17 protein-coding genes are annotated in these 19,698 nt (G+C 60.3%); 7 read left to right on the plus strand and 10 right to left on the minus strand.

The genetic code is table 11. The features are described 5' to 3' along the window. Positions 1 to 26: 26 nt before the first annotated feature. The 10 genes from FGE05_RS05130 to FGE05_RS05175 all read right to left on the minus strand — a co-directional run bounded on the left by FGE05_RS05130 (position 27) and on the right by FGE05_RS05175 (position 13,369). Positions 27 to 734, minus strand: coding sequence for an RraA family protein (locus FGE05_RS05130; protein WP_139642082.1), 708 nt, complete (start codon positions 732 to 734; stop codon positions 27 to 29). After that, positions 731 to 1,921, minus strand: a complete 1,191-nt coding sequence (locus tag FGE05_RS05135; protein WP_139642084.1) for an isocitrate/isopropylmalate dehydrogenase family protein — start codon at positions 1,919 to 1,921, stop codon at positions 731 to 733. The genes FGE05_RS05130 and FGE05_RS05135 overlap by 4 nt, the downstream gene beginning before the upstream one ends. Continuing rightward, the gene (locus FGE05_RS05140) at positions 1,921 to 2,943 is read right to left on the minus strand and encodes an aldolase catalytic domain-containing protein (protein ID WP_139642086.1); all 1,023 of its coding nucleotides are present in this window, start codon (positions 2,941 to 2,943) and stop codon (positions 1,921 to 1,923) included. The genes FGE05_RS05135 and FGE05_RS05140 overlap by 1 nt, the downstream gene beginning before the upstream one ends. A 321-nt stretch (positions 2,944 to 3,264) precedes the next feature. Next, complete coding sequence (locus FGE05_RS05145; RefSeq protein WP_257225598.1) at positions 3,265 to 4,257, minus strand: LysR family transcriptional regulator; 993 nt, start codon at positions 4,255 to 4,257, stop codon at positions 3,265 to 3,267. An 18-nt stretch (positions 4,258 to 4,275) separates the two neighbouring features. Continuing rightward, positions 4,276 to 5,466, minus strand: coding sequence for an MFS transporter (locus FGE05_RS05150; RefSeq protein ID WP_139642088.1), 1,191 nt, complete (start codon positions 5,464 to 5,466; stop codon positions 4,276 to 4,278). After that, positions 5,463 to 6,464 carry a zinc-dependent alcohol dehydrogenase family protein gene (locus FGE05_RS05155; protein WP_139642090.1) on the minus strand — a complete coding sequence of 334 codons (1,002 nt, stop codon included), beginning with the start codon at positions 6,462 to 6,464 and terminating at the stop codon, positions 5,463 to 5,465. Before FGE05_RS05155 ends, FGE05_RS05150 begins: the two co-directional genes overlap by 4 nt. 78 nt (positions 6,465 to 6,542) lie before the next feature. Continuing rightward, positions 6,543 to 9,716: an efflux RND transporter permease subunit gene (locus FGE05_RS05160; RefSeq protein ID WP_139642092.1), complete on the minus strand. Its 3,174-nt coding sequence runs from the start codon at positions 9,714 to 9,716 to the stop codon at positions 6,543 to 6,545. Next, on the minus strand, positions 9,716 to 10,882 hold the full coding sequence (locus tag FGE05_RS05165) for an efflux RND transporter periplasmic adaptor subunit (RefSeq protein ID WP_139642096.1): 1,167 nt from the start codon (positions 10,880 to 10,882) through the stop codon (positions 9,716 to 9,718). Before FGE05_RS05165 ends, FGE05_RS05160 begins: the two co-directional genes overlap by 1 nt. Positions 10,883 to 10,910: 28 nt before the next feature. Then, on the minus strand, positions 10,911 to 12,059 hold the full coding sequence (locus tag FGE05_RS05170) for an acyltransferase (RefSeq protein ID WP_139642098.1): 1,149 nt from the start codon (positions 12,057 to 12,059) through the stop codon (positions 10,911 to 10,913). A gap of 179 nt (positions 12,060 to 12,238) precedes the next feature. Further along, the gene (locus FGE05_RS05175) at positions 12,239 to 13,369 is read right to left on the minus strand and encodes a serine hydrolase domain-containing protein (RefSeq protein ID WP_373682431.1); all 1,131 of its coding nucleotides are present in this window, start codon (positions 13,367 to 13,369) and stop codon (positions 12,239 to 12,241) included. Between the two features lie 180 nt (positions 13,370 to 13,549). On the opposite strand from FGE05_RS05175, the gene FGE05_RS05180 reads away from it, so the two are divergent. The 7 genes from FGE05_RS05180 (at position 13,550) to FGE05_RS05210 (ending at position 19,695) form a co-directional block, all read left to right on the plus strand. Further along, positions 13,550 to 14,428, plus strand: coding sequence for a LysR family transcriptional regulator (locus tag FGE05_RS05180; protein ID WP_139642102.1), 879 nt, complete (start codon positions 13,550 to 13,552; stop codon positions 14,426 to 14,428). Positions 14,429 to 14,764: 336 nt separating this feature from the next. Continuing rightward, positions 14,765 to 15,220, plus strand: coding sequence for a hypothetical protein (locus FGE05_RS05185; RefSeq protein ID WP_139642104.1), 456 nt, complete (start codon positions 14,765 to 14,767; stop codon positions 15,218 to 15,220). A 218-nt stretch (positions 15,221 to 15,438) separates the two neighbouring features. Beyond that, positions 15,439 to 16,116 carry a thermostable hemolysin gene (locus tag FGE05_RS05190; RefSeq protein WP_139642106.1) on the plus strand — a complete coding sequence of 226 codons (678 nt, stop codon included), beginning with the start codon at positions 15,439 to 15,441 and terminating at the stop codon, positions 16,114 to 16,116. Next, positions 16,106 to 17,587, plus strand: a complete 1,482-nt coding sequence (locus FGE05_RS05195) for an AMP-binding protein (RefSeq protein ID WP_139642108.1) — start codon at positions 16,106 to 16,108, stop codon at positions 17,585 to 17,587. Before FGE05_RS05190 ends, FGE05_RS05195 begins: the two co-directional genes overlap by 11 nt. Continuing rightward, entirely contained in the window at positions 17,584 to 18,258 is a 675-nt protein-coding gene (locus tag FGE05_RS05200; RefSeq protein ID WP_139642110.1) for a TenA family transcriptional regulator, read from the plus strand. Before FGE05_RS05195 ends, FGE05_RS05200 begins: the two co-directional genes overlap by 4 nt. Then, positions 18,245 to 19,054: an SDR family oxidoreductase gene (locus FGE05_RS05205; protein WP_139642112.1), complete on the plus strand. Its 810-nt coding sequence runs from the start codon at positions 18,245 to 18,247 to the stop codon at positions 19,052 to 19,054. Before FGE05_RS05200 ends, FGE05_RS05205 begins: the two co-directional genes overlap by 14 nt. Next, a complete protein-coding gene (locus FGE05_RS05210; RefSeq protein WP_139642114.1) occupies positions 19,051 to 19,695 on the plus strand; it encodes a tetratricopeptide repeat protein in 645 nt (214 codons plus the stop codon). Before FGE05_RS05205 ends, FGE05_RS05210 begins: the two co-directional genes overlap by 4 nt. Positions 19,696 to 19,698 lie beyond the last annotated feature (3 nt).

Below are 19,698 nucleotides of genomic sequence, written 5' to 3' on the forward strand. Positions count from 1 at the left end.
TTCAAATGAATGGAATAAGTCGTAACTCAAACGTTGGCTTGCTTTTCCTTGGGTGACAGCCAGGGCTGGTCGTAGCGGTGCAGGGCGCGGGCCTGTTCCAGGGTGGCGCCATCGCTCACGCTCTGGATGATGTCTTTCTCGGTCTGCTCGACGGCCTGGGCGCGTTGGATGACCTGTTCGGCCTTGTCGGCAGGTATGGCGAGGCAGCCGCTGCTGTCGCAGATCACCAGGTCGCCTGGATTGACCGTGACGCCGGATATCTGCACGGGAACCTGGGTTGCCTTGAGCTGCACTCGGTTCTTCGCCGATTGCATGAAGCGGGCGCGACTGAACAGTGGGTAGTTCAGGCGTTGGACCGTATCGATATCCCGCGCGGCCCCGTCGATCAGCGTGCCGCGAATGCCCCGGCTTTTCGCGACGTGGGTCAGGATGTCGCCCCATGTCGTGCAGTCGGTGCGCCCAGGGTTGCTGGACACAATTACCGCGTCGGACGGCACCTCATCGATGTAGTTGGCAGCGGTCCTGAAGCCGCTTCGTTGATGCACGGGCTCATACAACACCGTGTAGGCGAAACCCACGCAGCGGGTTCCCGGGACCTGCTGATTGAGACCTGCCAGGCCCCCGGCCAGTCCCAGGCTGTCGAGTGCGTCCGACAGACTGGCGGTGTCGAGTGCCTCGCAGGCTTTGAGCAGTGCATCGTTGTCTTTCACGACGGGAGAAATGATCGCGTTCATGCGTGGGCTCCTTTTTTCAAGGCGTGCTTGTCCTGGTTTACGGACTGCCGGGATGTCACCCCGTCAAGCAGTGCCGCCCCTTCGAGGGTGTGCTTGACGATGGCCGTCGCGACTTCGAAGGTGCTGGCCGTTCCGCCCAGGTCGTAGGTGCGGCAATCACTGCGTGCCACCTGGGCAACCGCGTTTCGAGTCGCTTGGGCGGCGTGGGCATGTCCAAGGTGTTCGAGCATCAGCGCGACGGACAGAAACATCGCGCTCGGGTTGGCCCGGTGCTGGCCCGCATAGGCGGGCGCGCTGCCGTGCACGGGTTCGAAGTAGGCTCCCTGGGCCCCGATGTTCGCGCTGGGAGCCAGGCCCAGGCCACCCATGACGCCAGCCCCGAGGTCGGAAAGAATGTCTCCGAACATGTTTTCCGCCACGATCACCCCGAAGCGTTCTGGCCGTCGAACCATCCACAACGCAACGGCGTCAACGTTATCGATGTTGCATTGGATGTCGGGGAAATCCGCGGCAACCGATTCCAGGATCTCTCGGGCAAACGCGCCGCTGTACCGCAGGACGTTGGGCTTGTCCGCCAGCGTGACGCGGTCGTAGCCTTGCTGGCGCGCGTGCTCGAACGCAAAGCGGAACAGCCGCAAAAGCCCTGCGCGGGTTTGCAGACGCACCGTCATCGTGGCGTCGGTGCAGCTCTCGCGCGTCCACGGCGCTCCGTTGCGTTCGCGCTCAGCCAGTATCGGCTCGAAGGCTTGCGGAATGCTGGCGAAATCCAGCCCGGCGTACAGGCCTTCGGTGTTCTCTCGAATCACCGAAAAGCGATAGCGGTTATTGCCCAGCACATCGGTAACAGGCCGCACGTTGGCAAACAGCCCGAGTTTCTGGCGAAGCTGGATTACTGGCGAAACATAAACCCGCCCGGTCCCCCTGAGTGTTGACGAAAGTTCTGCTTCTGCTTCACGAAGAGGCTTGCTGGTAATGGCTCCCAACAGCGTTGCGTTACTTTCGTTGATCAGGTCCCAGGTTCTATCCGGAATGCAATTTCCCTCTTTCTGCCAGCAGCTCCAACCGATATCTCCAAACTTCAGATCGATGGGCAACTCAAGGGCTTCAAATAGCGGCAGTACCGCCTCGGTGACTTCGACGCCTATGCCGTCGCCTGCCAGAACACATACTTGTTGGCGCTGGCTCATTAGCGAATACCTCCACTTGCAAGTGAGGGCGACAGAGTTGTCGGTAACGGCTTTATAGGTTTTTCCGATTTGCGGTTGCCTTGTTCATGCAATATTTGCAAGGCATGGAAAGTTGAAGCGGGGCGGTGCGCCTTTATCACTTCATCCAGGCGTTGCTGAACATCGAAGGGCATGTTGTAAGTGCCCATCATGACATCCGTCAGCGACAACGGAAGGCTGCTGGCCGGCACAGTGTCGGCGGTGAGCTGGGATAAATGCAGGGCGCTTACCAGATCATAGTCATTGCGAATACCGGCACGCTGCAGGTACGCGACAAACACACCCAAGTGCAGGTTGCCGGCTCCCTTTCCCATGCCGCAAATGGATGCATCGATGTATTCGGCCCCGGCATCCATGGCGGCGATTGAGTTGGAAAGCGCCAGGGAGAGATTGTTATGGGCATGAAAGCCCAGGGGAATCAGGACCCGGCTGGATATTCGCGTGATCAGCCGGTCGACATCGGTCGGAATCATGTTGCCGTTTGAGTCCGCAAACACCAGCAAGTCTGCCCCGGCGTTTTCCGCGCGCAGGCTCATATCGGATATTTCCGCGGGCCCCAGCGTCGTGACGTGCGTGATATTCGCGCTTACCTGGAAACCGTAGGACTTGGCTAGCCGCACGGTGGCCAGCCCATCTTCCAGGCGGTCGCGGCGCAGGCAAACCCTGATCATTGATACGCCATACTCTTGAAGCAACTGGAAATCGCTGGCATCGACGTTGTGCGGGTGCACCATGACGCACAGGTCGATCCTACCCGCTGCGGCCGCATGGACCGCGCTCAGGTAGCGAGCGTCGACAGCACTGGTGAGACCATGCTCATGCTTGCGCACAAACGAACCGTTGCGGTAACCGATCTCGCAATAAGGAATGCCGGCTTCGATCATTTGAGAAATTGCAGATTGGGCGTAATCAACAGTAAAGTTGAAATCATTACGGTACCCACCATCTCGCAGCGTGACATCGATAATCTTTATCTGGTTCATGAATACAGTCCCTTTATCATGTTTCGAAGGCACGCAAGTGTGCCGTTTTTACTTCGAATAAACAGAGGCAACCAGGAGTAACAATGTCTTGCGCAGCCGAATACGTATAACAGTCTGCCGGTAGCGGCAGCATTATTCATCGTACGGGCAGGGAGATTTATTATTGTAGGAATGCAGCGATACAGCTTTGTTTGAGGTCACGCTTTAAGCGGCAGCTAATTTGCCTGACCTGGTTCGATACTGGACAATATCCCACAGGTTGTAAACAGGTTGTTTTTAACAGCGGCTGTTAAAAATTTCCCAGTCGAGTCGAACCATTCATTAGCGATGTTGCTGGGCAAAACAATGAATGACGAAGTCCATCATTGCCCGTATTCCGGGGGCATTTCGCATGTCGCGATGGACCACCAGCCATAATTCAGCATGTAATGGCTGCTCTTCGACCGGGACCCTTTGCAATCCACCTGAGGCATCGCTCATGAATACAGGCAGCAACGCGATACCAGCCCCCGCCCTGGCCGCTTCGGCCTGTACATCGAAGGATTTTACCCTTAAAACCACGGGCCGTTGGCCTGCCGCATTCTCCAGCCAGATGCGCTGAGGGGAGGGTTCCTGCTCATCGTCATGGGCAATGAATTCATAGGCTGAAGCCGCTCGGTCCTGGAGATAGGAAGGTGCGGCGAAGAAGCCGAAGTCCAAGGTGCCGATCTTGCGCACGACCAGATCCGTCTCGGTCGGGCGCCCGACGCTGATTGCGATATCCGCTTCGCGCCTGGCCATGGAAGCCATGCGTGGGTTGGACAGGATCCGCACGTTGACGTCAGGGCATTGTTCCCTTAACCGACCCAGATGTGGCGCAATGAAGTGTGTCGTCAGGTGGGGAGGCGCGCTAAGGGTAATGTCCGCGACTTTATCGGTGCGAATCGCGCAGACCGCGCGACTCAAGGCACAAGCCGTTTCCTGCATGCGGTTACCCAATTGGGCGATTCGTTCGCCGTTTTCGGTCAACTCGTATCGGTGGCTGCGTCGGTCCACCAAGCGTATCTTCAGGGCCGTTTCGAGGGCGGCTATCCGTCGTGAGACGGTGGCGTGCTCAACGTTCAATGATCGTGCCGCAGCCGCCAGGGACCGTATCCTCGCAAAGGCAATGAAGTATCGAAGGTTTTCCCAGTCGAACTGGGTGCTGTCCACAGGAAAATCGACGGTTTGCGTGGCTGTGAGTGAGGTGCTGCTAACATCCATATCGTGACTCCGTCCGAGTGGTTCTGACCGATAGAAACTCCGCTGAGTTTGAAAAAGACCGTGGCTTGCCACGGTCTTCAATGAATGACTTTAGTGCAAAACCGCTTGGGTTTCCGGCGTAAGACCTGGCTGTCGCGCCCCGTACACGAGCACCTTGGTCGCGATTGTCGCGGCTGCCAACGCGCAGAAAACAAGGCCGCTGATGATGGTTCCTTCCATGCCCATGCGTGCCAGGAACCAGCCACCGGCAGTTGCGCCGAGCGTCACGCCAAGATTGATGAACGAGATATACAGACCGGTAACAAATTCAGGAGCCTCCGGGGCTTCGGAGGTCAGCCAGACCTGGGTCACGATCAGGCCACTGGTATGGGTGGCACCCCATAGGACGATGATCAAGACCATCGGCAAGATGGCCGGGCTGGCAAAGAAATGCAGGATCAGGTACGACACGCCCAGCATGATCGGATGCATCAGCGTGGTACCTACCTTATTCCTGGACAATAAACGGCCCGCCAGCAGATTACCGGCCACACCGCCCACGCCGAACAGGATCAACAGGGCACTGATCACCTCACCGCTCATGCCGGCTTCACGAGACAGGTACTCGGCGCTGTAGGAATACACCGAAAACATCGCACCGAAGATCAGGGTGGAGGCCAGAATATTGAGCCACAGCGTCGGTTTGCGCAGGATAGCCAACTGTTCCCCGTAAGGCGTCCGCTGTCCGGCAAAGGTATCGGGTAGCCGGGCGATGATGCCCAGCCCGGCAATCACATTGACCACGGTGCAGAACAGAAAGGCCGCTTCGTAGGAGAAGCGAGCGGCGATCCAGGTGGTGATAGGCACGCCGAGAACCATGCCCATGCTGGTGCCGACAAATGCCTTGGCCGTCGCCTGCGTAGCCTGTTCCTTGGGATAGAGAGAGGCCACCGCGACGAACGCCAGCGAGAAATACACCGGATGGAAGAACGCCGGAATGATCCGCAGGACCGCCAGTGATCCGTAATTGGGCGCATAAGCCGACAAGGCGCTGGCGCCGGCGAAAATGAACAGTGACAAGGTCAGGATCCGCTTGCGGTTGTAACGCGAGAGCAACAGCACCATGAAGGGACCGAACACCGCGATGATCAGGGCGAACAGGCCTACCAGATAACCTGCCTCCGAGGCGCTTACGCTGTAGCGTTCGATGATCACGGGCAAGATACCGACCACGCCGAACTCGATGGTGTAGACCCCGAACAGACCCAGGGCAATGAAGAACAACGGGTTGAACATTTTCATGGCCGGTCCTCCAGGGTCACGATGACTTTACCGAACTGCTCTCCGGCTTCCAGGTAACGATGGGCCTCGACGATTTCTTCGAAGGCAAAGGTCTTGGCGATCACCGGGGACAGGCTGCCATCAACCAGGCCGCTGGATACGAACCTCTTGCCTTGGGCAAACAGGACGGGATCGTTGACGATTTCATGCAGAAGGTATCCCCGCAACGTCAGGCTTTTTCCCAGCACGGTGAACAGCGGAAAGGGCGAAGGTTCGCTGCTCAGGGCGCCGTATTCGATGATGATGCCGCCGCGACAGGTGGCGTCCGCCAGTTGCTCGATAGCCGGACCGCCCACAGGATCGAAGACAACCCGTACGCCATTACCGGCGGTGATGTGCTCGACACGTGCTGTCAGGTCTTCCACGTCGCTGACGATCACATGGACGGCACCGGCTGCCAGCAGTTTGCGCACCTTCTCCTCGCCACGGGTCACTGCGATAGGAATCGCTCCTACCCGGTTCGCAATCTGGATGGCGGCCAGGCCTACGCTGCTCGACGCCGCGGTTATCAGCACGAAATCTCCCGCATCCAGCTTTGCCACGGGTAACAAGGCGCCCCAGGCCGTGAGATATTGCATCCAGACTCCAGCGGCCTGCTCCATGCTGAGCGAGTCGGGATGCCGGACCAGCATCGCCGCCGGGACGACCGCTTGCTCGGCATAGGTTCCCCATTGAGCGATGCTCGAAGGGGGGACCAGGCTGACCGGATCACCTATTTCAAAGTCGTGTACGGCGTCGCCCACGGCTTCGACGAAACCAGCAGCCTCGTACCCGAGTCGGCTGGGGAACTCAGCCTGTTCAAGGTATTGACCGCGCCTGAACATCGACTCGGCGCGGTTGAGACCGATGGCCCTGACTTGGATGCGAACCTCATTGGGTCCGGGCTGGGCGACCGGTAAATCCTCGATCCGCAGAACCTCTGGATCACCGTACTCATAAAACCGAACGACACGTGTCATGGTATTTCTCGCAAGGGTTGGGAACGTTTTCAGTCTAGGGGCGCGTCCAATGCAGAAAAACGCGCTGGAGTTCCGGTGTTAACGGATATATGTGTCCGCAATGGCAATCGGTTTTCGCTGTGGTAGCCGGCGGCCGACGCTGCGAACCAGCACGTAGAAGAGCGGGGTAAAGAGCAGCCCGAATGCAGTCACGCCCAGCATGCCGAAGAACACCGCGACGCCCATGGCCTGGCGCATCTCCGACCCCGCACCGGTAGAAATCACCAGGGGAACAACGCCCATCACGAAGGCAATCGAGGTCATCAGGATTGGTCGAAGCCTCAGCTTGCTGGCCTCCCAGGCGGCGCTCAGAGGGGTATGCCCCTGGCGCTCCAGATCCCTTGCAAACTCAACGATCAGGATCGCGTTCTTGGACGCCAGGCCCACCAGCACCATCAGGCCGATCTGGGTGAAGATGTTGTTATCGCCTCCAGTCAGCCAGACGCCCGCCAAGGCAGAGAGCACACCCATTGGCACGATCAGAATCACCGCCAGCGGCAACAAAAGGCTTTCGTACAGTGCCGCCAATACCAGGAAAACCAGTAGCGTGCTGACCGCCAGCACCCAGCCGGTCGCGTTACCGGCCAACCGCTGCTGGTAGGTCAGATCGGTCCACTCCATGCGTATGCCCTGGGGCAGGGTCTGCCGGGCGATGCGCTCGATGGCCGCTTCCGCCTGGCCCGAGGAATAGCCAGGAGCAGGCGCGCCATTAACGTCCGCCGCTGTAAACGCGTTGTAATGCACGACCATTTCGGGCCCGTAACCGGGGTTGACCGACAACAACGTCGATAGGGGCACCATGTCGCCGTATGCATTGCGTACCTTCAAGCGCGAGATGTCTTCGGGATTGGCCCTGAAGGGTGCGTCTGCCTGCGCCCGAACCTGGTACACGCGCCCGAAAAGGTTGAAGTCGTTGACGTACAGAGAACCCAGGTAAATCTGCAGGGTTTCGAATACGTCTGTCACCGAGACGCCGAGCTGCTTGGCTTTGACCCGGTCGAGATCGACATCCAGTTGAGGCACGTTTATCTGGTAACTGGAGAACAGTGGTCCCAGTTCCGGTGCTTTGGCAGCCTCGGTCATGAACGCTTTGACCGCGCTGTCGAGAGCGACATACCCCAGGCTCGCCCGGTCCTCGATCTGCAATTTGAATCCGCCGAGCGTTCCCAGGCCCAGGACGGGTGGAGGTGGGAAGACCGCGGTGAAGGACTGCGCAATCCTTTTGAATTCGCCATTGAGGTCTGCCGCTATCCGGTTCGCTCCCAGCGCGTCGCCGGAGCGTTCGGCAAATGGCTTGAGAATCACGAAAATGATTCCGGAGCTTGAAGAGTTCATCAGGCCGTTGACGGACATGCCGGGAAATTCGAGGGTATGGGCAACGCCAGGGTGTTTGAGCGCGATGTCATTCATTTGCTGTATGACATGCTCGGTGCGATCCAGCGAGGCGCCGGCGGGCAGTTGGGCGAAGCCCACCAGGAACTCCTTGTCCTGGGCCGGAACGAATCCCGTCGGCAGGGTGTGGCTGAGCCATGCGCAGGCACACAGCAGAACGCTGAATAAGGCGAACGTCCTGCCTTTGTGTGCCAGGACCCCGCGCACGCCGGCGCCATAGCGGTCCTCGGCTTGCTTGAATCGACGATTGAAACCCTGGAAAAATCGCCCCATGACTTTGTCGATCCCACGCTCCAGTGGATCCTTCGGTGCGCCATGGGGCTTGAGCAGCAGGGCGCAGAGGGCTGGGGAAAGCGTCAGCGAATTGAACGCCGAGATCACCGTGGAAATCGCAATGGTCAAGGCGAACTGGCGGTAGAAGCCGCCGGAAAGACCGGGCATGAACGCCAACGGAATGAATACGCAAACCAGCGTCAGGGTGATGGCTATGATCGGTTTGCTGACTTCTGCCATTGCTCGATGAGTCGCCTGGTGAGGGGACAAGCCTTGGCTGATATTGCGTTCGACGTTTTCCACCACCACGATTGCGTCATCGACAACGATGCCGATCGCCAATACCAGGCCAAACAACGACAAGGCATTGATGGAAAATCCGAACGCCAGCAAGAACGCCAGTGTGCCGACGACTGATATCGGCACGGCCAGCAGCGGGATGACGGATGCACGCCAAGTCTGCAGGAACACGATGACGACCAGCACGACCAGCACGATGGCTTCGAACAGGGTACTGATGACCGCGTCGATGCTGGAACGAACGAACTGGGTCGGGTCGAAGACGATTTTGTAATCGACGCCCGCCGGCATATCGGTCTTGGCTTGAGCCATGATCTCCCGGGCACGGGCAGAGATATCCAGGGCGTTGCCGCCCGCCATCTGGAACACCCCGAAGCCCACCGCTGGCTGTCCGTCTACCAGCGAGCGAAGCGCGTAGGTGGAAGCCGCCAACTCGATCCGGGCCACATCGCGCAAATACGTCACGCCCCCGTCCGGCACCGTCTTGATGACGATGTTGCCGAATTCCTCTTCGGTTTTCAGGCGACCCTGGGCATTGACCGAGAGCTGCAGCGGGACGCCGGCGCGCATGGGCGAAGCGCCTATGACGCCGGCCGCGACCTGGATGTTCTGCTCCCGGATGGCCTGGACCACCTCACCGGCGGTGAGGCCTCGCTGCGCCACGCTGTCGGGGTCGATCCAGATCCGCATGGCGTAATCGCCGCCGCCCCAGATACGTACTTCGCCGACGCCAGGTATGCGCTCAAGCTGGCTCTTGATGTTCAGGATGCCGTAGTTGCGCAGGTAGTTGGCGTCGTATTCATTGTTGGGCGACACCAGATGGATCGCCAGGGTCTGGGTCGATGACGATTTGCTGGTGGTGACGCCCAGGTTCAACACGTCGGCCGGAAGGCGCGGCAAGGCCTCGGAGACGCGGTTCTGCACCAGTTGCTGAGCCTTGTCGGGATCGGTACCCAAGGCGAACGTCACGTTGATCGCCAACGTCCCATCGCTGTTGGCCTGGGATTGCATATACAACATGCCTTCCACGCCGTTGATGCGCTCTTCAAGGGGCGCGGCAACGCTTTCAGCCACCACCTTGGGGTTGGCGCCTGGATATTGAGCGTTCACCACGATCAGCGGCGGCACGACATCTGGGTATTCCGACACTGGCAAACGCGCCAATGAGAGGATGCCGGCCAACAATACAAGGGCGCTGAGTACGCCGGAAAAAATCGGGCGGTCGATGAAAAATCCGGAAATATTCATCACTGTTGCGCCTGTGGCTGTGACGGTGCGCGTACCGGCGCAACCTGGGTGCCCGGCGTCGCCAGGTGCAAGGAACTCACGACAACCTGTTCCTCGGGTTCGATACCTTGATCGATGACACGTAGCGCACCCTGGCGTATCCCAGGCTTGACCTGCCGGTACTGGACGCGGTCTTCGGCATCGACTACCAGCACGTACTTTTTGTCCTGGTCGGTGCCGATGGCGCTGTCGTCAACCAAGGTAGCGGGGCGGCTGGCACTGCCCGGCAGCAGCACCCTGGCAAACAGGCCCGGGCGCAGTTCCCCGTTGCTGTTGTCGAAACTGGCCCTGACCCGGATAGTGGCCGACCGGGTGTCCAGCCGGTTGTCCAGGGAGCTCAGCTTGCCTTTGCGCGGATAACCTTCTTCGTGGGCCAACCCGAGCATGACCGGTACCGCATCGCCCGCCGGGCGGCTGCCCAGGTAACGCAGAAAGGTTTGCTCATCCACGTCGAAGTCAGCGTAGATCGGCGAGATCGACACCAGATTAGTCAGGGCCGTGGATCGTTCGCCCACATCGACGATATTGCCCGGCGTCACTTCTACCCGTGACGCCCGACCGTCAAACGGCGCGAGAATGCGGGTGTGTTCAAGATCGAGCCTTGCCAGCTCGACCCTGGCCTGGGCCTCATTGACCCTGGCCTGGGCTTCGTTGGCGCTCTGTATGCGCTTGTCCAGGTCGGTTTTTGCGATGGCATTGCTGGTAATCAGATGCTCGTAGCGCTCCAGCTCTTTCTGGGCAAACACACTCATCGATCTGGCTGCCACAAGCGCGGCTTGAGCTTGTTGCAGCGCCGCTGCATAAGGCCGCGGGTCGATTTCGAACATCAGGTCGCCTTTACGCAGCATCGCGCCGTCCTTGAAGTGCACGCTGATGAGCGTGCCGGCCACTAGAGGCTTGATGACTGCGGTGTCGGTGGCGACCAGGCGACCGGTATAGCTTTGCCAGTCGACGACATCACGGGTGACGGCGGCCATCACTTGCACTTGGGGCAGCGGTGCGGGGGCGGGGTTAGCCTGGGCAACCGGCGACTTCATGCTGATTGCGAAGCCGGCAAGCGCCGCCAGCACCAATGCGCCCAGTGCCCAGGCGGGCACGCCGCTCAACCTGCGAGTAAACGATGACATGGCAAGCATCCTTTCTAAATGGAGAAAATCAGATTTGAGGGACACTCAATGGCCGCTCGATCGGCTTGGCCTTGCCCCAGCGCCGCATGGCGGGCTGCTCAACGAATTTGAATAGCAACCAGCCACCCAGGAGCGACAGGCAGAACGTGGCGGCAAGAATGAAAAACGCCGGTACAACGGCAAAACGTTGTCCGTCCAACAGTGAGGTCACACACGTCATGATCAGCAGGTGGATCATGTAGAACCCGAACGAAATCTCTCCCAGCCAAACCATCAACGGATGCCGAAACCAGGACTTGCGTTGCGCAACGTCGGCGGCAGCCAGGCTGGTGATCAGTAAGGCAATCGGGATGACAGTGGTGAGTGACAGCCTGTAGATAAAGGGCACTTCTCCTGCGAGGAAGTAAGCCACCGCCGCCAACGCCAGGGCCGGTGCCAGCGGGATGGAAATCCAGCGCCCCGTCGTCAGAATACGCGCCATCAACATGCCGAGAACGAACTCGAACAGCCGCAGTGGCGGAAAGAAGTAAGCCAACCACCACTGATTCAGGGAGATCGGGTATTCGGCGATCTGCGGTTGGTCGTTGACAGCTTCGGCAATGAGCCAGTGAGTTGCGGCCATGGCGCAGACCGTCATGCCGGCGGTTAGCCAAAGTCGGTTCTCAGGGACCTTCCACAACGCGCGCAGGAGGAACGGGAACGCCAGGTAGAAAACCAATTCGCAACACAGCGACCAGGACGGGCCGTTGACACTCAGGAACACCGACATATCCGGCACCCAGGCATGAACCAACAGCAGGTTGGGCAACCAGGCGCTGACGGCGGTCAGCGGTACGGCAAACAGGATCATCGCCAGGACGAAGGTGATCAGGTGGTTAGGGTAGATCTTTACCAGGCGTCGGCGCCAGAACGCCCCGAGCGTATCGTTCCTGCGGGCGGACCAGGTAATGACGAAACCACTGAGCATGAAAAAAAACGACACCCCAACCCACCCACCCACGCTGAACAAGCGCTGGAAGCCGGCGACGATGTGCTGGTCGGCAAACGGATTGAATCCGATGATCTTCGTCAGTGAGGCGTGAAAGAAGAACACCAAGGCTGCTGCGACAAATCGAAACCCCGTCAGGGAATCCAGTCGCACGTTGGCATGGTTGTGGTACAGGCGTGAATGCGTCATGAGTCGATACCTTTCAATAAAGATCCGCGGCACTGGCGAAGGCCTTGGTGCCTGGTCAATTCCATGGGGCAGGTAGCCAAAACAAAGCTGGACAACTCAAATTGCATTCGCATGAAGGCCGGCTCTCAAGCCGGTCTTTTCATGATGGACTCCTTATCGCAACGCCAGGCAGGCGTGATTCAAGCGCCGTATACGGCGTTGCACAGATCGACGGTGAACTGCCCGAACATCCCTTCGAAGGCGGTGTTGGTGAATGCCACGACGGAGATCTCTTGTGCCGGATCGACAAACCAGGAATGACCAAAAGCCCCGCCCAGGCGCCAGGTACCGACCGACTCCGGCACCTGCGCCGCCTGTGGATCGGTCAGCACGGTGAACCCCAGACCGAACCCACGGCCTGGCCAGTTGGCGAGTTCCAGGTCGCCGGTCTGGACGGTTCCCATTTCCTTGGCCAGACTCGCTGGCATGAGCGCGCCGCCGCCCTGGCGCAAGGTTTCCAACAGGGTCAGGAACTCTTCGGCGGAGCCGACCATCCCGGAACCTCCTGAAGGGTAGGCGCTGCTGTCGAGGGCCCGATCCGCCTCCATGCGGATGCCAGCGGTGTTCTCGAAAACCTCGATCACTTCGACGCCCTTCATGCGACGTGGCGCGGGATCGTCGTTCAGATAGGCAGCCGTCAGCCGGGAAGTGTCGACGACATTGAAACGGGTGTCGGACAGGCCTAGGGGCTCGCACACCAGTTGCGAGATCGCGTCGGCCAGGCTGGTTTCACACACCCGTGCGATCAGCGCGCCCAACACATCGGTCGCGATGGAATACCCCCAATGGGTGCCAGGGCGATACAGCAGCGGCGCGGTAGCCAGCCGCCGGATGTTTTCCTCCAGCGTCAGCGGCGCGCTTTCCAGCCCGTCACACACACCCGCCTGCGCATAAGCGCCGCCACCCTGGGCTTCGAGAAAACCGTAATTAAGGCCGGCCGTATGACTGAGCAATTGTCGTAGGCTGATGGACACGCGGGTGCCGTCCGCCAGGGTTGGCTGGAACTCCGGTAACCACCGAGCGATAGGATCATCCAGGCCGATGCGGCCCTGGGCAACCAAGGCCAGGGCGGCCGCCGACGTGATAGGTTTTGTCACCGAAGAGAGCCGGAACAAGGCGTCGGTGCGCATCGGCAGGCCAGCCTCTCGGTCAGCCAGCCCCGCGGCGTTGCGATAGGTGATCTCGCCACGACGGGCGACCAGCACCACGGCTCCCACCAGGCGTTTTTCTTCGATGGCGCTGTTCAGTGCGGCGTCGATTCGCGCCTGCATGGGGTCAGTGGCGATAGCGCTGGAGTGTTGAATGGTTTCTTTGGCGGTCATGATCGCGATTCCCTGCTGTAATGGACGTCGCCATGCTAGGTCGCAGACGGCAGGGGAAACAGAGGCTAGAATTCCGGACACATCGGACGTTTCGTTCCGCAATGCATAACGCAAACTCAAGGAGAGAGCGTGGACAACCTCAGCGGAATCTCGGTTTTCGTCCAGGTCGCCGAAACCCGCAGCTTCGTCGCGGCGGGACGACAACTGGGCGTGTCGTCATCGGCAATTGGCAAAAGCGTCGCACGCCTGGAACAGCGCCTGGGCGTCAGGCTGTTTCATCGCAGTACCCGCAGCATCAACCTGACGGCGGAGGGCATGCTTTTCCTGAACCGCTGCCAGCGGGTGCTCAATGAACTGGAAGCGGCGGAGCTGGAGTTGTCGAGCACCAGTAGCGAACCGCGCGGCAAGCTGCGCGTGAGCCTGCCTTTGGCCGGGCAGTTCCTGTTCACGTTGTTGTCCCGCTTTGCCAAGCGATACCCGGACATCCATCTGGAACTCGACTTCAGCGATCGCTTGGTGGATGTCGTGGAGGAGGGCTTTGATGCGGTGGTCAGGACCGGTGAGTTGAATGACTCCCGCCTGGTGGCGCGGCGATTGGGCGCTTTCCGTTTCCTGCTGGTGGGCGCCCCGGCCTATTTTCAGGCTCAGGGTACGCCCGCGGACGCCGACGACTTGAGCAACCATGACTGCCTGTTATACCGGGTGCCATCCACCGGCAAGCTTGAGCGCTGGCCGCTACCGGATAAAGCCCGCAACGGCGCGCAGGACCTGCGGGCCGTGCTGGTCTGCAACAATATCGACATGCTTTTCAACGCTGCGATCGAGGGTCGGGGCATCGCCTGCCTGCCGGAGTTCGCCGTCAAGGAGGCCCTTGAGTCCGGAGCGTTGAAGGCCGTGCTCACCCAAGAGGTAACCCGCACCATCCACTTCAGCGTGCTGTGGCCGCCAAACCGCTTCATCACGCCCAAGCTGCGCTGTTTCGTGGATTTTATTTCCGTGCATATGTAAGGGGCGCGGCGTGGAGCGATGGTGGGTGCAGGACAGGACCAACACATTCTCATGCCTGAGGGGAACAGTTCGTGCAGAACCAGTAAGTGGAGTGGCCAACTAATCCCGGACACGACGTTAATTTTTTCTCGGCCTGCGCCGGTGCCAGCCCGTGAGCGGTCATGTAGCCACGCTCGGTATTCCTGGGTTATGGGGTGCAATAAGTCTGCGCGTCGCTCGCGTCCCACCGTCACCACACGACTCAACAAGAAGGACTCAACACAGTTTGATTCAAGTCAAACAACGACGCTCGTCGGGCGTCATGCTCTGAGCCATACGTTGGGGCAGGGCCCGGTCATGACAGTCAAAGGATTCGTTGATGTGGTTCATACCTTCCGCGCCCGCTGGCGGGGAATGGCGGAGCGGTTCCCCGGTTTTCGATCTGGCGCAAGCGTCTGGAGGAGGGAGGCAATTATCTTGTTGGCCACCCTGGTGATGCTGGCGATGGGTTATTTCGTCACGCTTCACTTCGCCTCGCGTGCCGTACAGTCTTTGATAAGCACCTGCACCGCGCAGCTGGAAATTGAATTTGAAATAGCCGAAATAGATTATCCGCGAAGGGCGTCGCCGCGAGCCCTATGTCAATGCGTGGCCCAGGCGCTCTTGGAAAAAAACAGCCTCGTTTCCCTGGCATTGGTCGATGGTCTGGGTCTTGATCCGATCAACCTTGAACCCGTGACTGAGGAGGATTCGCAGCAGTGCATAGATGCCTTATGGCTTCCCGATATCGAACTCGGCGGGCTGGCCCGTTGAATAGGCGCGGTTGCCCTGACCTGGTGTGTTGATCAACTCGTCCGCTTGGTCATGTCCAGGTGGCCGTTCGGTTACGCATTCACTGCCTCGTCGTTCGGACTTCAGTCCGACTGGAACTGCGTTCTGATTGGCCGCCTGCCTTGGCATGCCATCTTCAGACTTCGTTAAGACAAGGCCTCGATACTCCCCAGCAACACGTTTATGGAGAGCATCGGCCCATGCCTGATTTCGATTGGAATATCCACTTGCCCCTGGCTTTCGGGGGCGACGGACAGCCTCTGCGCCAATTGCACCACGGTCTGCCGGCTCACCCTCGGCGTGCTGAGTTCGAAGCGTTTATCCAGCAGCGTTTCCGCCAGGTCCATGGCGCCGATATTCGTCACTTCATGCCAGAGCTGTTCGGACTCGATGATGCCGGCGGCACGCTCTGTGCCGTAGCTGGGGTACGCCGCGCTGCGCAAGAACCACTGTTTCTCGAACGTTACCTGGATGAGCCCATCGAGCCCTTGATCAGCGCTGCGGCCGGTCGTCCGGTTGACCGTGCCGGCATCGTCGAAGTGGGCAACCTGGCCGCCTGCGACACCGGTAGCGCCCGGCTGAGCATCATCTCCATCACTTACTTGTTGGCCGTCGCCGGCCTGGAGTGGGTGGCGTTCACCGGCAATGCCGGCCTGGTCAACAGCTTCCATCGCCTGGGCCTCAAGCCCGTGACCCTGTGCCCGGCTGATCCACTGCGCCTGGGCGAGGATCGTCATCTCTGGGGGCGTTACTACGACACTCAGCCGTGGGTCCATGTCGGAAACATCCGCGCGGGTTTCATTCATCTGCGCAACACCGGCTTGTTCAATCGACTGGAGCTGTCCACCGCGCCTGGGGAGAGCAGCCATGTCGCCTGAGGTGCAACGATTTCAGCAAGCCCTGCGTGGGCATTCCGAGCGCCAGGGGCATGCCATTGCTCTTTGGGGGGATGACGCGCAGATGGATTACGCCACTCTGTTTGCCGAAGTCCAGCAGCGCCAGCAACGGCTGCGGGATGAGCAGATCAGCGTGGTTGCGCTGGCCTTGGACAACGGCATTGATATGATGCTCTGGGATCTTGCCGCGCTATTCGAAGGACTGGCCTGCGTCATCCTGCCCGGATTCTTCAGCCCGGCCCAACGTCGCCACTGCCTGGAGCAGAGCCAGGCCGAGCGGGTGATTGCAGAGCCAGCCTACGCCGCAGAACTTCAAGCCGCCGGCTACCGGCACAGTGGCGAATTCTGGCAGCGACACTTCGCCGGGCCGAACCGTCTGCCGGCGGGCACCGCCAAGCTGACCTTTACCTCCGGCACCACGGGTACGCCCAAGGGCGTCTGCCTGAGCGCCGACAGTCTGCTGCGGGTTGCGCGCGAGCTGGAGCAGGCCAGTCAACCGGTCGAGGCAAGGCATCACCTGGCCTTGTTACCCCTGGCGATTCTGCTGGAGAACCTTGGCTGCTATGCGGCCCTGTATGCCGGTGCCTTGCTCAGCGTGCCCAGCCAGCGAACACTCGGGATCCAGGGCGCCAGCGGGGTCGATCCGACACGCCTGCTGGGCTGCCTGGCCGAGCGGCGGGCGCAGAGCCTGATCCTGGTTCCACAATTGCTGCTGATGCTGGTCATGGCCGCCGAACAAAAGGCGTTCAACCCCCACCTCGTGCGGTTCGCCGCCGTGGGTGGCGCTCGGGTGTCCCACGATCTGCTCAGACGGGCCGAAGCGGTAGGCTTGCCGGTGTTTGAAGGCTATGGACTGTCGGAGTGCGCGTCGGTGGTGTGCCTCAACCGGCCACAGGCTCATCGCTGTGGCAGTGTCGGCCGGCCGTTGCCCCATGTGCAGCTTCGCCTGGCCGATGACGGCGAAGTCATGATCAAGGGCGCGACCCTGCTCGGGTACCTGGGGGAAGCCCCGCACTCGGACCCGTGGTGGCCCAGCGGTGACCTGGGGGAATTCGACGATGACGGTTTCCTCTACTTGCGGGGTCGCAAGAAGCATCAGTTCGTCACCAGCTTTGGCCGCAACGTCAACCCCGAGTGGGTCGAGGCCGAGCTGACCCAGGGCGGCGATATCGCCCAGGCCTTTGTCTATGGCGAAGCCTTGCCGCACAACCATGCCTTGCTCTGGCCCACCCGCGTCGACTGCACCCCACAGATGCTGGAGCTGGCAGTGAGCCGGGCGAACGCCAACTTGCCCGATTACGCGCAGGTCCATCGCTGGACGCGACTGGACGAGCCTTTCACTGCGGCCAATGGCTTGCTCACTGCCAATGGGCGCCCGCGCCGGGAAGCCATTGTCGAGCGCTACCGAACCTTGCTCACCGAATCCGTTCTGTCCGAGGAGTCCCCTTCATGAGTTTTTTCGACACCCTGCAAGAAGCCACGCAGCAAGAGCGCCATACGCTGTTCAACCTGCCGATCATTCGTGATGCGCTCGACGGTCAGGTCAGCCTGGGCGCTTACCGGGCGTTTCTGATCCAGGCCTATTACCACGTGCGCCACACCGTGCCGTTGATGATGGCGTGTGGCGCGCGCCTGCCCGCGCGCCTGGAATGGTTGCGCAAAGCCGTGTGCGAGTACATCGAGGAAGAATATGGCCACGAACAATGGGTGCTGGATGACATAGCCGCCTGTGGTGGCGACAGGGACGCCGTGCGCGACGGGCAGCCGTCGTTGCCGATCGAGCTGATGGTCAGTTATCTCTACGACCTGATCGCCCGGGGCAATCCAGTCGGATTGTTCGGCATGGTCAATGTGCTCGAAGGCACCAGCATCGCCCTGGCGACCCACGCCGCCGACAGCATCCGCCAACACCTGGAGCTACCGCCCGCGGCATTCAGCTACCTCAGCTCGCACGGATCGCTGGATATCGAGCACATGCAGACCTACCGCGGCTTGATGAACAGGCTGGACGATCCGGCGGACCAGGCTGCGGTGATTCATGCCTCCCAGGTGGTGTACCGGCTTTACACCGATATGTTCCGGGGCTTGCCCCGTGACGGGGAGCATGAACATGCGCCTGTGTGATGCGCGGGTGGTGTTGACCGGGGCCAGCGGCGGGATCGGCCTGGCGATTGCTTCCGCCCTGTGTGCCAGTGGTGCACGGGTACTGGCCGTGGCCAGGCATGGCGAAACCTTGCAGCCGCTGATCGAACGCTACCCGCAACATTTGTACTGGGTCGGTGCCGACCTGACTTTCCTGGCTGACCGGCGCAAGGTCCTGGCCTCCGCCGAGGCGTTGGGTGGCATCAACTTGCTGATCAATGCCGCCGGTGTGAATCACTTCGCCATGCTCGAGCAGCTCGATGACAGTGAAATCGCTGCCATGCTTGCGCTGAACATCACGGCGCCGATCTGTCTGACCAAACTGCTTCTGCCGTTGCTCAAGCGAGCCGACAGCGCGATGGTGGTCAACGTCGGTTCGACCTACGGATCCATCGGCTACCCCGGCTATGCCAGTTACTGCGCCAGCAAGTTTGCCTTGCGCGGATTTTCCGAGGCCTTGCGCCGGGAACTGGCCGATACCCGTGTCGGCGTGCTCTACGTGGCGCCACGGGCTACCCGCACCGCGATGAACACGCCGGCGGCCGACGCCCTGAACCAGGCGCTCAAAGCCAATGTCGATGACCCGCAAACGGTCGCGTCGGCGGTGATCCACGCCATCATCGGTGATCGTCGCGAGCTCTACCTGGGCTGGCCCGAGCGGTTTTTCGTAAGGCTCAACAGCCTGCTGCCCAATCTGGTCGACCGTGGTCTGCGCAAGCAATTGCCGCTGATCCGTCGTCTGAGTCATAAACCCGAAAACGAGCAACCCAAGCCATGAAGAGAATCCTTGTCGGTTTACTGCTGGGCACCTTGGTTCAAGGCGCCTGGGCCCTGGATGCCGCTGATCAGCAACGCCTGCATGACATCCAGCAAAGCTGGGCACATATACAATATGATCTGCCTGAGGGACAACGTGCCGAGGCCTTCGAAAAACTCGCCGTCCAGACGTCGGCCTTCAAGCAAGAGCGCCAATCGGTGGCCGAGGCGTGGATCTGGTCCGGCATCGTCAACAGCAGTTGGGCCGGTGCCAAGGGCGGCATAGGGGCGCTGAGCAAGGTCAAGGACGCCAAGGCTGATCTGGAAAAGGCCCTGACCCTCGATCCCCAAGCCCTGCAAGGCTCGGCCTATACCAGTCTCGGCGCATTGTATGACCGGGTGCCGGGCTGGCCTCTGGGATTCGGGGACCCGGACAAGGCCGAGCCGTTGCTCAAGCAGGCGTTGCAACTTAATCCCAATGGTATCGATAGTCTGTACTTCTGGGGCGATCACCTCTACCGTCAGAAGCGCTATGGTGAAGCCAGGGTTGCCTTGCAAAAAGCCTTGTTGGCAGCGCCCCGGTCAGGGCGGGAAAGCGCCGATGCCGGGCGTCGCAAGGAAATCGAAGCGTTGCTGGCAGATGTGAACAGGAAACTCGACTGACAG

Source organism: Pseudomonas sp. ICMP22404 (assembly GCF_006227205.1).
Lineage (GTDB): Bacteria > Pseudomonadota > Gammaproteobacteria > Pseudomonadales > Pseudomonadaceae > Aquipseudomonas.